The organism is Rhabdochromatium marinum (genome assembly GCF_016583795.1).
GTDB lineage: Bacteria > Pseudomonadota > Gammaproteobacteria > Chromatiales > Chromatiaceae > Rhabdochromatium > Rhabdochromatium marinum.
In genome coordinates this window covers 1-12,328 of record NZ_NRRS01000098.1, presented here as the reverse complement: position 1 = coordinate 12,328, position 12,328 = coordinate 1, and the positions used below count along the sequence as shown (strand labels likewise).

Genomic DNA, 12,328 nt, shown 5'->3' with positions numbered 1-12,328 from the left:
GCCTCGGTATTCCCAAGACCCATGCGCTTGATGCCGCCTGTGTCGGTCAACTCACCGCGCTCCATGGCTGGAACATCCCGACGCTTGCCATCAAGGCCACCGGGCGCGGCTGTTACCAGCGTACCCGTTTGAATCGCTTCGGCTTTCCACGCGGTTATTTGATGCGTGAGAAGCGCGTTAAAGGATTCCAGACCGGAGATCGGGTCATCGCTGAGGTACCAAAGGGCAAGAAAGCCGGAACCCATCTCGGGCGCGTGGCCGTGCGTGCCTCGGGGAATTTCAACATCCAAACCGCAGCCGGTTTGGTGCAAGGCCTTTCACACCGCCATTGCCGAGTGGTGCAACGCGCCGACGGCTATGGCTATACATTCACCCAAACGGAGGTCGCGAGACCGGTGGGTTAACCGCGCTACGCGCGGTGCGCTCTACCTCCCCGCCCTGAAGGGCGGGGTTTCTCGCGCAAGACTGATGAAGATGCGAAATCACGCACACCGGCGACTCACCCTTGTCCTTGTCCTTGTCCTTGGCCTGGCGCTGAGCCTCGGCTCCGGCTTGGGCGCAGCGGAGTCAGCGCAACATGCCAGCGCGCCGCCGGCCAGCAGCTACCTGTGCTGGTGCTGACCTCGCGCGGCGACTGGAGCGAGCGGGTCGAGGGCATCGACGCCGGTGCTGATGATTACCTGCCCAAGCCGTTTCGCATGGAGGAACTCATCGCCCGCCTGCGCGCACTCATCCGCCGTGCCGCCGGCCAGGCTGCGCCGGTGATCACCATCGGCGCGGTTCGCTTGGATACCCGTCGCATGAGCCTCAGCGAGCATGGCGTACCGGTGCGACTGTCACCGCAGGAATATCGCCTGTTGAGCTACTTGATCATCCACGCTGGACGTTTGTTGACGCTGTTCGAGCGTCATGTCGAGCGACGCATCGGTGAGGAGATGATCGGTCAGCTCAATCAGCTCGCCGCCGGGCTGAGGCTGGATGCCGATGGCGCGATTGGCTTGGAGCATGAACCGCTGGATCCGGACTTTGCCCAGCCCATGAGTGGTCGCTATTGGCAGATCGATGCACCAGGGCAGCCGGGTGTGCTGCGCTCGCGTTCGTTGTGGGATCAGCTGATTGCCCTGCCGGAGGATGTGCTGGAGTCCGGACGCGTGCATGCGCACCAGCTGCCTGGCCCGGATGAGCAGGAACTGCTGGTGCGCGAGCGCCGGATTCAGCTCGACACCGGCGATGGGCCGACTGTGCTGCGGCTGCTGGTGGCTCGCAACCGTGCCGAGCTGACGGCCGCGCGGCGGGCCTTTGCGAGCGACATGTGGCTCTATGTGGCCTTGATGATGCTGGTCCTGCTGGCCGCGACCCTGGCGCAGATCCACATCGGTTTGGCCCCGCTTGAGTCGGTCAGGCGCGGGGTCGAGGCCATCCGTTCCGGGCGGGCGCGGCACCTGCCGGATCGCTACCCCGAAGAAGTCAGCCCCCTGGTGGCCGAGCTCAATGCGCTGCTTGATGCCCGCGCCCAGGCACTCGAGCGCGCCCGGGCTTGGACCGCCGATCTGGCCCATGGCCTCAAAACCCCGCTCAGCGCCCTGGCCGGTGATGCCCAGCGCCTGCGCGCGCGTGGCGAGCCCGAGCTGGCGGCCGATCTGGAACAGCTTGCTGATGCCATGCGCCGCCGCGTCGAGCGCGAGTTGGTGCGCGCCCGGGTCCGCTCAGGCACCATCCCCCATCAAGCACGCGCCGATGTGGTCGATGCCATCGCGCGACTGTTGCGCACCCTCAATCGCACCCCCGATGGCGAGCAGGTGAACTGGCAAGTCACGGCACCGACGCACGCCATAGCGGCCATCATGCCCGACGATCTGTTCGAACTGCTCGGCAACCTGCTGGAAAATGCGGCCGCCTGGGCCAGTACCAGTGTCTGGCTCCAGGTCGCGCGGGACGGGAACTGGATCGTCATCCAGGTGCGCGACGACGGACCCGGCGTGCCCGAGACGCAACGCCACCGGCTCGGCCAGCGTGGCATGCGTCTCGATCAGCACCGGAATCAGCAGGGCAGTCAGCCGCAGGACCGACTTTCAGGCCGGCAGAGGATGCGCAACAGCGAAGGCAGCGGACTGGGGGGCTCGCGATTGTCCGCGATGTGCTGGACGGCTACGGCGGCGAGCTGGCGTTCGACCGAGCACCCGAGGGTGGCCTTCTGGTGCGGGTGCACCTGTTGGCATTCTCGGGAGACGCAGACATTGTTTAGCCTAAGTTTTTCAGCGCCAGCATATCAAGCACGGATTGAATCATCCGGGTGGCCGCATGTTCAGCCGCTTCACTGAGATGAAAATGCCCATAATCAAAATCCGCACCACCAGCCGTAATCAGCCAGGCTTCAGGTACCCGGCCATAGAGTCCTTGGCACCAGGCCAGCAACTCACGCGGATCGTGGAAGTGTGCCATGGTGGAGAGGGCGCTGGTGTCGGGGGCGAGCGGTTGGATGCGCAACTCACCGGGGGGGAGATCCACGGCAGCGTCGAGAAAAATTACCTGCGCAACTTCGGCCAGCTCAGCAGCCAGCTCGGCGGTTAGGATGTGGCGCGCCTCGACACGTACCCCATCAGGCAGCTGTTGTTGTTGCAGTCGATCAGCGACCAAGGGGCCGATGGCATCGTCGCCACGGATGGGGCTGCCGTAGCCGATGACAAGTGCCGGCCTCAATCCCGCACCAGACGGTCGATGACCTCACCTTGGGCGTCTTGCAGCTCAATAACCAGCGGCATTTTTCCGTAGGCGTGGGAGGCGCAGGACAGGCAGGGGTCGTAGCAGCGAATGACGGCTTCGACACGGTTGAGCATGCCTTCGTTGAGCTGGGTGCCATCGACATAGGCGTCGGCGACCTGTTTGATGCTGCGGTTCATGGCCAGGTTATTGTGGCCGGTGGCGATGATGAGATCGACCCAGGTGATAAGGCCGTTTTCGTCGATCTTGTAGTGGTGCATCAGGGTGCCACGCGGCGCTTCGGAGACGCCAATACCTTCCTGGCGGTTGCCGCGCGCGTGGGCGCGTACCCGGGTGTCGAGAATGTCCGGTTCCTTCAAAATTCGCTGCATGCGCTCGATGGCATAAATGATTTCGACTAGGCGCGCGTAGTGGTAGTGGAAGCTGGAGGCCACCGGGCCGGATTCTTCCTGCAGGGTGCGGAATTCCGCCAGGGCCACGTCAGCATAGGGGGTGCCGCAGGAGTCGGCATTATTAAGCCGGGCTAGCGGGCCGACGCGGTAGATGCCGCGCGGGTAGCCCATCGGCTTGTAATAGGGGAACTTCATGTAGCTGAAGTCCTCGACGGCCTCGCCGATCAGGCGCCGGTAGTCGCGCGGCGGCACCTTGTCTTCGATGATGCGCCCCTTGGCGTCTTTGACCCGCAGCACGCCCGTGCAGTGTTCGAGCTGGCCGGTTTCCGACACCAGGCTCAGAAAGAGCGTTGGCAGGGTGCCGAAGTGACTGGCCTCGTCCTTGAATTTGGGCAACAGGGCCTTGAAGGTGGCATAGGTACGCTTGGCGATTTCCAGTGCCTCCGGCAGCATGGCCTGCATGGCATCGCGCTTGTCTTGTGACAGCGCCTCGCTGACACCGCCAGGCACCACCCAAGTAGGGTGGATTTTTTTGCCGCCGAGAATTTCGATGATGGTCTGACCGATCTGGCGCAGACGGATGCCGTCCTTCGCCAGTTCCGGCTGCTGCTGCATGACGCCGAAGATGTTGCGGCTTTTAGGGTCGGCATCCCAGCCCAGCAGCAGGTCGGGCGAGGACAGGTGAAAGAACGACAGCGCGTGGGATTGCACCAGTTGCGCGAGATTCATCACCCGGCGCAGTTTTTCCGCCGTGGGCGGGATGCTGACCGCGAGCAGATCGTCGCAGGCCTTGTTGGAGGCCAGCAGGTGGCTGACTGGGCAGATGCCGCAGGTGCGCGCAGTCAGCGCCGGCATTTCCCGGTACGGGCGGCCCTCGCAGAATTTCTCGAAGCCACGGAACTGCGTGAGATGGAAGCGCGCATCTTCGACCTCGCCGGTATCGGCAAGTTGCAGCGAAATCCGCGCGTGTCCTTCGATGCGGGTGACCGGCTCGATGGTGATGGTGCGGCTCATGATCGGCGTCTCTGGTGGGGTGGCGGCACAGCGGCGCTCAGGCGCCGAAACGGGTGAGCTGATTGGGGTCCGGAGTGCGTCCGGCGATCAGCTCAGTGAGAACATAATGGATAGCGTTGGCCGGCGGCGGACAGCCGGGGATAAACAGATCGACTTCTACCACCTCGTGCAGCGGCAGCACCACCCGGCGCAGCCGAGGGACGCCTTCGACCGGAATCTGCGGGTTGATATCGACGGTGTCGCGATAGGCGCGTTCAATGACATCATCGAGATTGAAGGCGTTGCGCATCGCCGGCACATTGCCGTTGACCGCGCAGTCCCCCAAACTGATTAATAGCTTGCAATGCTGGCGAAAGGCCTTGGCCTTGGCGAAATCCTCGTCGTTGCTGACCGATCCCTCCAGGATGCCGAGATCGACCGACTCCGGCAACTCCTTGGTATCCACCAGGGGGCTGTAGAGGATGTCGATCTGATTGGCCAGTTCGATCAGGCGCTCGTCCATGTCCAAAAACGACATGTGGCAACCCGAGCAGCCGTCGAGCCAAGTGGTGGCGACTGTGATCTTGGACGCAGACGTGCTCATTTAATGGTGCCTCCGGCGGGCCAGGATGGGCAGGAAACTCTGGTCTTTGACCATTTCACCCGCCGAGGTGCCCTGTTTGACCAGAGCGCCGGTGGGGCAGACCTGCACGCATTTGCCACAGCTGGTGCAGGTGCTGCTGTCGCCCCAGGGGCGGGCCAGGTCGGTGATCACCTGGCAGTCGCTGCCGCGCCCCATGAGATCCCAGGTATGGGCGCCTTCGATTTCGTCGCAGACGCGCAGACAGCGGGTGCAGAGAACGCAGCGATTATGGTCGATGCGGAACATCTCGTGGGAGCTGTCCACCTGATAGCGCTGATAGCGATAGGGAATATGCACATGATTGACCCCGCAGCCCTGGGCGAGCGTTTGCAGCTCGCAATGACCGTTGGAGACGCACACCGAGCAGACGTGGTTGCGCTCGGCGAACAGTAACTCAACGATGGTGCGGCGATAGCGTTGCAGGCGCTCGGTGTTGGTGAGGATACGCATACCCTCGGCAACCCGGGTCGAACAGGCCGCCAGCAGGCGGTTTTGTTCTTCGAGTTCGATCAGGCACAGGCGACAGCCCCCATGGATGGACAGACCATCAAGGTAGCACAGGCTGGGGATGGGGATCCCGTGTTCCCGGCACACCTCAATGATGGTTTCATCCTCGCGCGCCGACAGATCCTGGCCGTCAATTTGCAAAGTGACGACATGGACATTGCTTTGTGGCTTGGGCAGGGGCATGAACGGGACTCCGCGACCTCAGTTGAGCAGTGGTCAATAATCAGTGATCAGGATTTGGCTTCGTTTTGCTCGGCTTCCTCAATCATCTGCTGGTGCAAGCGATCAATTTTCCAGTTGCGGTAGTGCAGATAGCTGAACACATTCTTGCCGACAAACCACAGAATTCCGCCAATCACCATGGCCCAGGCCAGCCAACCAATCGGGGTGCGCTGGCTGGCATCAATGCCGGAGCCCTGGAGGCTTTCGGCGACATCACCGCCACCGCCCATGACGCCGATGAGCATGCCGCCCCAAAACAGAATGAAGGCCACCGGGATGCGGTCGGTCCAGTGGTAGGGTTTGCCGGGATAACCGGGCAGGGCTTCGTGAGAGATGCCCTCGGGTTGCTGCGCAGCGCTGGCGGCAGCGGTTGTTGCCGCTGCTGGGCTGCCTTGGCTGCTGGTGAGCGGAAAGCCGCAATGAGGGCAAACCGGGGCTTGGTCGGAGACCTTGCCTTCGCATTCGGGGCATTGGATCAGTGCCATTCGTTAATCACCGTCGATAATTGGAGTTATTGCTCAGGCGGCGTCCTGGTGACGCAGCCGCTGTTCGTATTCAGCGCGGAAGTAGCGCAGGGTGCTGAGCACCGGGTTGGGTGCTGTTTGTCCGAGTCCGCACAGGCTGGTTGCCCGCACGACCTCACAGAGTTCTTCGAGTAACGCCAGCTCTTTGTGGGTCGCGGTGGACTTGGCGATGCGATCCAGCAGTTCATGCATTTGTGCGGTGCCGGCGCGGCAGGGGATGCACTTGCCGCAGGACTCCGACATGCAGAACTCCATGAAAAAGCGCGCCACCTCGACCATGCTGGAGGTCTCGTCCATGACGATCATACCGCCAGAGCCCATGATGGTGCCCAGGGTCTTTAAACTGTCATAGTCCACCGGGATGTCGAGATGGGCCTCAGGGATGCAGCCGCCGGAAGGACCGCCGGTCTGTACCGCCTTGAAGGCCTTGTCGCCCGGGATGCCACCGCCGATGGCCTCAATGATGTCGCGCAGTGAAGTGCCCATGGGCACTTCGATCAGGCCGGTGTTGCGAATCGCTCCGGCCAGCGCGAAGACCTTGGTGCCCTTGGAGCCTTCGGTGCCGATACCGGCAAACCAGTTGCCGCCTTTGCGGATGATGGGGGCGATATTGGCGTAGGTCTCGACATTGTTGATCAGGGTCGGGTGGCCCCACAGACCAGAGGCGGCCGGGTAGGGCGGGCGGGGGCGCGGATGGCCACGACCGCCTTCAATCGAGGCCATGAGCGCGGTTTCCTCGCCGCACACAAAAGCACCGGCACCGAGACGGATTTCGATATCGAAGTTAAATTCGGTCTCGCAGATGTGATGGCCGAGAAAGCCAGCGCGCTTGGCTTTGCGAATGGCGGTTTTCAGCCGTTCGACGGCCAGCGGATATTCCGCGCGGATGTAGATGAAGCCTTTATTGGCACCGATCGCATAGGCGGCAATGGCCATACCTTCCAGCACCCGGTGGGGGTCGGATTCAAGGATGGCGCGATCCATGAAGGCGCCGGGATCACCCTCGTCGGCATTGCAGATGACGTATTTCTGTCCCGCCGGCATCTTGGCCACGGTGGACCACTTGAGGCCGGTGGGGTAGCCGCCGCCGCCGCGCCCGCGCAAGCCGCTGGTGGTGACCTCGGCGATGACCTCGGCCGGGGTCATTTCGGTCAGGGTGGTCACCATGGCTTGGTAGCCGCCCACGGCGACATAGCCTTTAAAGCTGTTGGGATCAATCACGCCCGAGTTTTCCAGCACAATGCGCTGCTGGCGGGCGAAAAAGGGCATGTCGTTGGGACAGTGCAGGCGCTCCAGCGGCGTGGCGGTTTTTGCGCTGGTCAGGATGTCCGGTGCATCAGCGGCGCTGACATCGCGATAGAGCTGTGCCTCGGCCAGCGGGGCGTCGGTGCTGGCCACAGCCACCAGCGGACCGGCGGAACACAGCCCCATGCAGCCGACGGATTTAATGCGGCAGTTGGCATGTTCCTGTTCGTCGCGGTTGGCGTTCAGCGCCTCAAAGACAGGCAGGGCGCCGGAGGATTGGCAGCTCGCTGCTGTGCAGACGCGCACCTCGGTGGTGATGCCGGCCTGTTCCTGGCGATGTTTGTCGGCGAGTTCTTCGAGATCGTCTACATTCATTGGGCGATCTCCTGTTCCAGTTTGGCGTTCAAGGCGTCGTTGTTGAGCTTGCCGAAGACCTGATTGTCGATCACCACTGCCGGAGCCAGGCCGCAGGCGCCAACGCAACGCGCAGTCATCACCGACAGGGCGCCATCGGCGGTGGTCTCGCCGGGGTTGACGCCAAAGCGTTGCTCCAGTCCTTCGACCAGGCTACCGGCGCCCTGGATGTAACAGGCGGTGCCGGTGCAGACCACGCAACTGTGGCGCCCTTGCGGCTTGAGCATAAACAGATGATAGAAGGTCGCCACGCCATAGACCTTGCTCAGCGGCAGATCGAGCGAGTCGGCGACGAAGATCATCGCATCTTCATCCAAATAGCCGAAGGCATCCTGTACGCTGTGCAGTGCCTCAATCAGCGCATGCGCGGCATAGCCCGAGCGGCGCATGGTGGCATTGACGAGTTTCCAGCGCTTGTCGTTGCTGGGCAGGCTCGGGCGGGAACGTTGAATGGTCATGGCAAGAGCGAATCCAGGCAGTAGGGTCTTGCGAATATCAGACTGAAGAAGCTGGCGGGAAGCGTCCGCTGTTTCGCACAGCATTCTGCAATAAGTCACCATTAAAACGCGAGCCGGCCTATCGCGCCAAGTGAAGATTTGACTTTTGTACCGGCGTATCGGCGGCACTATACTGCAATGGCGTGGTCCAGCACGCGCCAGCACAGCCAGCGAGCAGTGTCCGTATTTTTACTTCCATGTCTCAAGGCGAACTCATGAATGATACAGACGGCAAGGCGCCACGGCGCAGTGGTATCTATCTGCTACCGAATCTTTTTACCACAGCGGCGCTGTTTGCGGGCTTCTATGCCATCCTGGTGGCCGATCAGGGGCGTTTCGAAGCCGCATCCCTGGGCATTTTTGCGGCCATGCTCTTCGATGGGTTCGATGGGCGCATTGCGCGGCTCACCAATACCCAGAGCGATTTTGGTGCTGAGTATGACAGCCTTTCGGATATGGTGGCCTTTGGTGTGGCACCGGCGTTGGTGGTGTACAACTGGGCGTTAATTGATCTGGGGAAGCTCGGTTGGCTGGCGGCCTTTGTGTTTACCGCTGGCGCGGCCTTGCGCCTGGCGCGTTTCAATACTCAGATCGGAGTGTCAGACCGGCGTTATTTTCAGGGGTTGCCGAGTCCGGCGGCGGCGGCCATTCTGGCCGGTGGGGTCTGGATTGGCACCGATAATGCCCTGGCGGGCGGTTATCTCAGTTGGCTGGCGGTGGCCATGACCGCTGGCGCCGGTTTGCTGATGGTGAGCAATTTTCGCTATCACAGCTTCAAGGAGCTGGACGTGCATGGGCGCGTTTCCTTTGTGGTCATGGTGGCCATTATGCTCGGCTTTGCACTCGTGGTGCTGGATCCGCCCATTGTGCTCTTCCTGTTGTTTCTTGCCTATGCGATTTCAGGGCCGCTGCTGACACTGATCCAACGGCATCAAAGGCGCAGCACGCGGCGACGCGATCGCTGATGCCGGGTTCAACACTGATGGACCCGGTGTCCTTTGTTTCTTCCGCTGCGCCTCTGTTGTTGGTGGCCGCCACGGCTGTTGCACTGTTCCGCCACTTTGGGCTGGGTTCCATTCTTGGTTTGCTGGTGGCCGGTATTCTGCTTGGTCCGCACACGCCCGGCCCTTCAATTACCAGTGATGTTGATCATCTGCGCCATTTCGCTGAAATTGGTGTGCTACTGCTGATGTTTGTCATTGGTTTGGAAATGCACCCAGGGCGACTCTGGGAACTGCGTCGCACGCTGTTTGGGTTGGGGTCACTGCAAATTCTGATCACCGGTGGCTGTCTGGCGCTGTATTTTTGGCTGCTGGAGTCGCCCTGGTCCACGGCTTTGCTGCTTGGCCTGAGTCTGGCGCTGTCGTCCACCGCGCTGGTGGTGCAGATGTTGCACGAGCGTGGTGAGATCGCCAGCCGCCATGGTCAGACCGCCTTTGCCATTCTGCTGATGCAGGATCTGGCTGTGGTGCCGCTGCTGGCGATGATTCCGATCCTGGCCGATACCGGCCCGCTGCCGGGGGCGATCCCACTGTGGCAACAACTGGCCATTGTGGTGCTCATGGTCGGGGCGGTGATTGCAGTCGGCCACTATCTGGTGCCCTGGGTGCTCGAACGTCTGATGCGCCAGGGTAATCGCGACGCCTTCTTTTTGGTGGTCATGGCCTCGGTGTTTCTAGCCGCCTTCGCGATGAATCGCGTCGGGTTGTCGATGGCACTGGGCGCTTTTCTGATGGGCGTGTTGCTGTCCGGGTCGCGTTACAGCTTGCAGATTCAGGCGCTGGTGGAGCCGCATAAGGGCCTGCTGATGAGTCTGTTTTTTGTGGCGGTGGGGATGTCGGTTGATCTTGGCGCCATCATGGAGCAGCCAACCCGCTTTGCCTACCACATGGCGGTGTTGTTGGTCATCAAGATTTTGGTGCTGTTCCTGCTGTCGCTGCTATTTGGGGCGACCCGCGCCACCGCCTTGCGCGTGGCCTTTCTGCTCGGTCAGGCCGGGGAGTTCGGCTTTGTGCTCTTCGGGGCCGCTCGGGTGATGCAGATTATCGATGATGCTACCTTCGGGCTAGCGGTTGGTGTCATCTCGGTGAGCATGCTGCTCACACCGTTATTGATGAAATTTGGCGAATGGGTGGCGAAATTAACTCCGGATCCCTGTGAACAAATTGATCCATCCCTGTGTTTGGATGTGAGTCCAGCGAGTCCGATGAAGCCGCGCGTCGTCATCGGTGGCTTTGGACGGGTGGGGCATACCATCGGGTCCGTGCTGTCAGCACACAATATTCCCTATGTGGCGTTTGAATCGGATCCGGATCTGGTGGCCAGCTGGCGTCGTGAAGGCTGCCCGGTCTACTATGGCGATGTGGGTGATCCACATTTGTTGGATGCGATTGATATTAACCAGGTTGAGTTGGTGGTGCTGACGATCGACAATCAGCGCTCAGCGATTAATGCCACCAAGACAATTCGTGTCTATGCGCCGGAAGTGAAAATCGTCGCCCGTGCGCGCGATCTCATCACCTGCGACGCCCTGTTGCGTGCCGGCGTCACCCAAGCCTTCCCGGAAGCCGTCGAAGCCAGCTTGCGTCTGGCGGCTGAAACGCTCAAAGCTCTTGAAATGGACACCGAAGAGGTTGGCCAACTACTCGATAAAGCCCGCGGTGGAGGCTATGCCCTGGTACGCGAAGAGGTGCCCAAGGAGCTGGCGCAGGAAGGTTAAGGTTTTAAACCGCCTCTCAAGAGAAAATCGTAGTTTTTTCGAACCAGGCGCTGTCAAGATTGTACATCTCAAACGAGATGCGGTTTAGGCGGTTTGAATCGTGATCAATCGGTGCATTTCCCGATGAAGAATCGATCTGCAAAACTCGACATGACCGCCAGCCGCCATTTCAAGGCCGCTGTTTCAGAGTGGCCGTTCCTAAAGCGGATGCCCCGGCTTCGTCGGTCGCTCGGTGACGGTAGCCGTCGCGGTACCTGTACTTGAGCTTCGACATCCCCACTCTGTTTCTGGTGATCGCCATGACGAGCTTTGTGCTCGGCGGTGCGCTAGCCTTGGTGGGGTTTCGGCAAGACAAGGTGCTGATGATCTGGGCTTCGGCACTGATTATGCACGGAGTGGTCTACTCGCTCTTCCTCTTGCGCGGCAGAATCAGCGACATCCTATCGATCATCGTTGCCAATGTTCTGATCTCGCTCCTCTTCAACATGTTCCTGCTGGGTTTGGCGCATTTCTACCGGCTGCGTTTGCCCGTCGTCTGGTTGTGGGCCTTTCCTGTCGTGACCGCGCTCTGCTATATCGTTTACCTCGATAACATTAATGTGCGAATTGCTTTGGGTGGCCTGGTCTCTTGTATTCAAGACGCTTATGGCTTGTGGCTGATTGCGCGGAATCAGGGTGGCACGCGCGGACGTGGTCAGTTCATCGTTATGAGCGGTTTCGTCATCATTTTATTCGTGTTGCTCGCTCGGGTGCTTGCCATCGGCAGTGGTTATATCGAGACCCCGTCAATCTTCTCGGAGACGCAGGTGCAACAGCTGTCCTTCCTTGGCGTCATTCTGGCATTGCTCATGCTTTCCTCGGGGCTGATTCTCATGGTGCAGGAACGCTTGGCAGCCGACTTGTTCGCCAGTCGTGAACTGCTCGCCGAGCAAAACGCCGCACTCCGTCGTTATTCGCAAGAGCTTGAGGAAGCGAATGGCAAGCTTGAGTTGCTGTCGAACACCGATCCGCTGACCGGGCTCCATAACCGGCGCTATTTCGATACCCAGCTGGCCATTGAAGGCGCGCGCGCGAAACGCCATCATCACTCCTTCGCTGTGATCATGATCGATATCGATCATTTCAAGAAGTTCAATGATCGCTACGGCCATCCCGCCGGGGATGCTTGCCTGGTCAAAGTCGCTGCCGCCTTGCAGGCAGGGGTGCGCCACTCCGGGGACGTGCTTGCGCGACTCGGCGGTGAGGAGCTAGACTCTAGTCTTATAAAAAATGCGCGATAGTGTATTATTGTCTCATGGAAAGCACCATGAGTACAGGCAAGGCGGCGAAGAGGCTGGGTGTTTCGGTCAAGACATTGCAGCGTTGGGAGCGCGAGGGGCGTCTCATTCCCGTGGCGCGTACCGACAGCAATCGTCGTCTTTACACCGAGGCCCAGTGGCGAGCGTTCATCG

12 protein-coding genes and 2 pseudogenes are annotated in these 12,328 nt (G+C 60.8%); 7 read left to right on the top strand and 7 right to left on the bottom strand.

Translation table 11 applies throughout. From position 1 onward, the window contains the following. The 3 genes and pseudogenes from CKO36_RS17430 to CKO36_RS17425 all read left to right on the top strand — a co-directional run. A pseudogene (locus tag CKO36_RS17430) lies at positions 1 to 404 on the top strand (RNA-guided endonuclease IscB); the annotation flags it as partial. A 195-nt stretch (positions 405 to 599) separates the two neighbouring features. Beyond that, positions 600 to 710: pseudogene (locus CKO36_RS20555) on the top strand (response regulator); the annotation flags it as partial. Further along, complete coding sequence (locus tag CKO36_RS17425) at positions 699 to 2,321, top strand: ATP-binding protein (protein ID WP_420826351.1); 1,623 nt, start codon at positions 699 to 701, stop codon at positions 2,319 to 2,321. The pseudogene CKO36_RS20555 and the gene CKO36_RS17425, both read left to right, overlap by 12 nt. Here the strand turns inward: CKO36_RS17425 and CKO36_RS17420 are convergent. Genes CKO36_RS17420 through hoxE form a run of 7 tightly spaced genes read right to left on the bottom strand, consistent with a single transcriptional unit; the run spans position 2,242 to position 8,119 of the window. Then, positions 2,242 to 2,700 (bottom strand): hydrogenase maturation protease, encoded by a 459-nt coding sequence (locus tag CKO36_RS17420; protein WP_200286140.1) that lies wholly within the window; start codon positions 2,698 to 2,700, stop codon positions 2,242 to 2,244. The genes CKO36_RS17425 and CKO36_RS17420 overlap by 80 nt on opposite strands. Beyond that, positions 2,697 to 4,127 (bottom strand): Ni/Fe hydrogenase subunit alpha, encoded by a 1,431-nt coding sequence (locus CKO36_RS17415; protein WP_200286138.1) that lies wholly within the window; start codon positions 4,125 to 4,127, stop codon positions 2,697 to 2,699. Before CKO36_RS17415 ends, CKO36_RS17420 begins: the two co-directional genes overlap by 4 nt. 37 nt (positions 4,128 to 4,164) lie before the next feature. Continuing rightward, the gene (locus CKO36_RS17410) at positions 4,165 to 4,710 is read right to left on the bottom strand and encodes an NADH-quinone oxidoreductase subunit B family protein (protein ID WP_200286136.1); all 546 of its coding nucleotides are present in this window, start codon (positions 4,708 to 4,710) and stop codon (positions 4,165 to 4,167) included. Further along, positions 4,711 to 5,439 (bottom strand): bidirectional hydrogenase complex protein HoxU, encoded by a 729-nt coding sequence (gene hoxU, locus CKO36_RS17405; protein ID WP_200286134.1) that lies wholly within the window; start codon positions 5,437 to 5,439, stop codon positions 4,711 to 4,713. A gap of 47 nt (positions 5,440 to 5,486) precedes the next feature. Beyond that, on the bottom strand, positions 5,487 to 5,963 hold the full coding sequence (locus CKO36_RS17400) for a zinc ribbon domain-containing protein (RefSeq protein ID WP_200286132.1): 477 nt from the start codon (positions 5,961 to 5,963) through the stop codon (positions 5,487 to 5,489). 33 nt (positions 5,964 to 5,996) lie between these two features. Beyond that, the gene (gene nuoF, locus CKO36_RS17395; protein ID WP_200286130.1) at positions 5,997 to 7,622 is read right to left on the bottom strand and encodes an NADH-quinone oxidoreductase subunit NuoF; all 1,626 of its coding nucleotides are present in this window, start codon (positions 7,620 to 7,622) and stop codon (positions 5,997 to 5,999) included. Continuing rightward, complete coding sequence (gene hoxE, locus CKO36_RS17390; protein WP_200286128.1) at positions 7,619 to 8,119, bottom strand: bidirectional hydrogenase complex protein HoxE; 501 nt, start codon at positions 8,117 to 8,119, stop codon at positions 7,619 to 7,621. Before hoxE ends, nuoF begins: the two co-directional genes overlap by 4 nt. Positions 8,120 to 8,373: 254 nt before the next feature. Between hoxE and pssA the strand changes: the two genes are divergently transcribed. From pssA to CKO36_RS20550, 4 genes are all read left to right on the top strand, one after another. After that, positions 8,374 to 9,123: a CDP-diacylglycerol--serine O-phosphatidyltransferase gene (gene pssA, locus CKO36_RS17385; protein WP_200286126.1), complete on the top strand. Its 750-nt coding sequence runs from the start codon at positions 8,374 to 8,376 to the stop codon at positions 9,121 to 9,123. Then, on the top strand, positions 9,123 to 10,877 hold the full coding sequence (locus CKO36_RS17380) for a cation:proton antiporter domain-containing protein (protein WP_242469705.1): 1,755 nt from the start codon (positions 9,123 to 9,125) through the stop codon (positions 10,875 to 10,877). The genes pssA and CKO36_RS17380 overlap by 1 nt, the downstream gene beginning before the upstream one ends. 260 nt (positions 10,878 to 11,137) lie before the next feature. Further along, on the top strand, positions 11,138 to 12,157 hold the full coding sequence (locus tag CKO36_RS17375; protein WP_200286124.1) for a diguanylate cyclase: 1,020 nt from the start codon (positions 11,138 to 11,140) through the stop codon (positions 12,155 to 12,157). Between the two features lie 14 nt (positions 12,158 to 12,171). Beyond that, positions 12,172 to 12,328, top strand: a 157-nt coding sequence (locus CKO36_RS20550) for a MerR family DNA-binding transcriptional regulator (protein ID WP_207161507.1), incomplete at its 3' end; no start/stop codon positions are given.

Bases quoted from the DNA above. Each gene is read 5' to 3' on its own strand.
- CKO36_RS17425 (WP_420826351.1), top strand. From the start codon at position 699: ATGGAGGAACTCATCGCCCGCCTGCGCGCACTCATCCGCCGTGCCGCC.
- CKO36_RS17415 (WP_200286138.1), bottom strand. From the start codon at position 4,127: ATGAGCCGCACCATCACCATCGAGCCGGTCACCCGCATCGAAGGACAC.
- CKO36_RS17410 (WP_200286136.1), bottom strand. From the start codon at position 4,710: ATGAGCACGTCTGCGTCCAAGATCACAGTCGCCACCACTTGGCTCGAC.
- hoxU (WP_200286134.1), bottom strand. From the start codon at position 5,439: ATGCCCCTGCCCAAGCCACAAAGCAATGTCCATGTCGTCACTTTGCAA.
- CKO36_RS17400 (WP_200286132.1), bottom strand. From the start codon at position 5,963: ATGGCACTGATCCAATGCCCCGAATGCGAAGGCAAGGTCTCCGACCAA.
- nuoF (WP_200286130.1), bottom strand. From the start codon at position 7,622: ATGAATGTAGACGATCTCGAAGAACTCGCCGACAAACATCGCCAGGAA.
- hoxE (WP_200286128.1), bottom strand. From the start codon at position 8,119: ATGACCATTCAACGTTCCCGCCCGAGCCTGCCCAGCAACGACAAGCGC.
- pssA (WP_200286126.1), top strand. From the start codon at position 8,374: ATGAATGATACAGACGGCAAGGCGCCACGGCGCAGTGGTATCTATCTG.
- CKO36_RS17380 (WP_242469705.1), top strand. From the start codon at position 9,123: ATGCCGGGTTCAACACTGATGGACCCGGTGTCCTTTGTTTCTTCCGCT.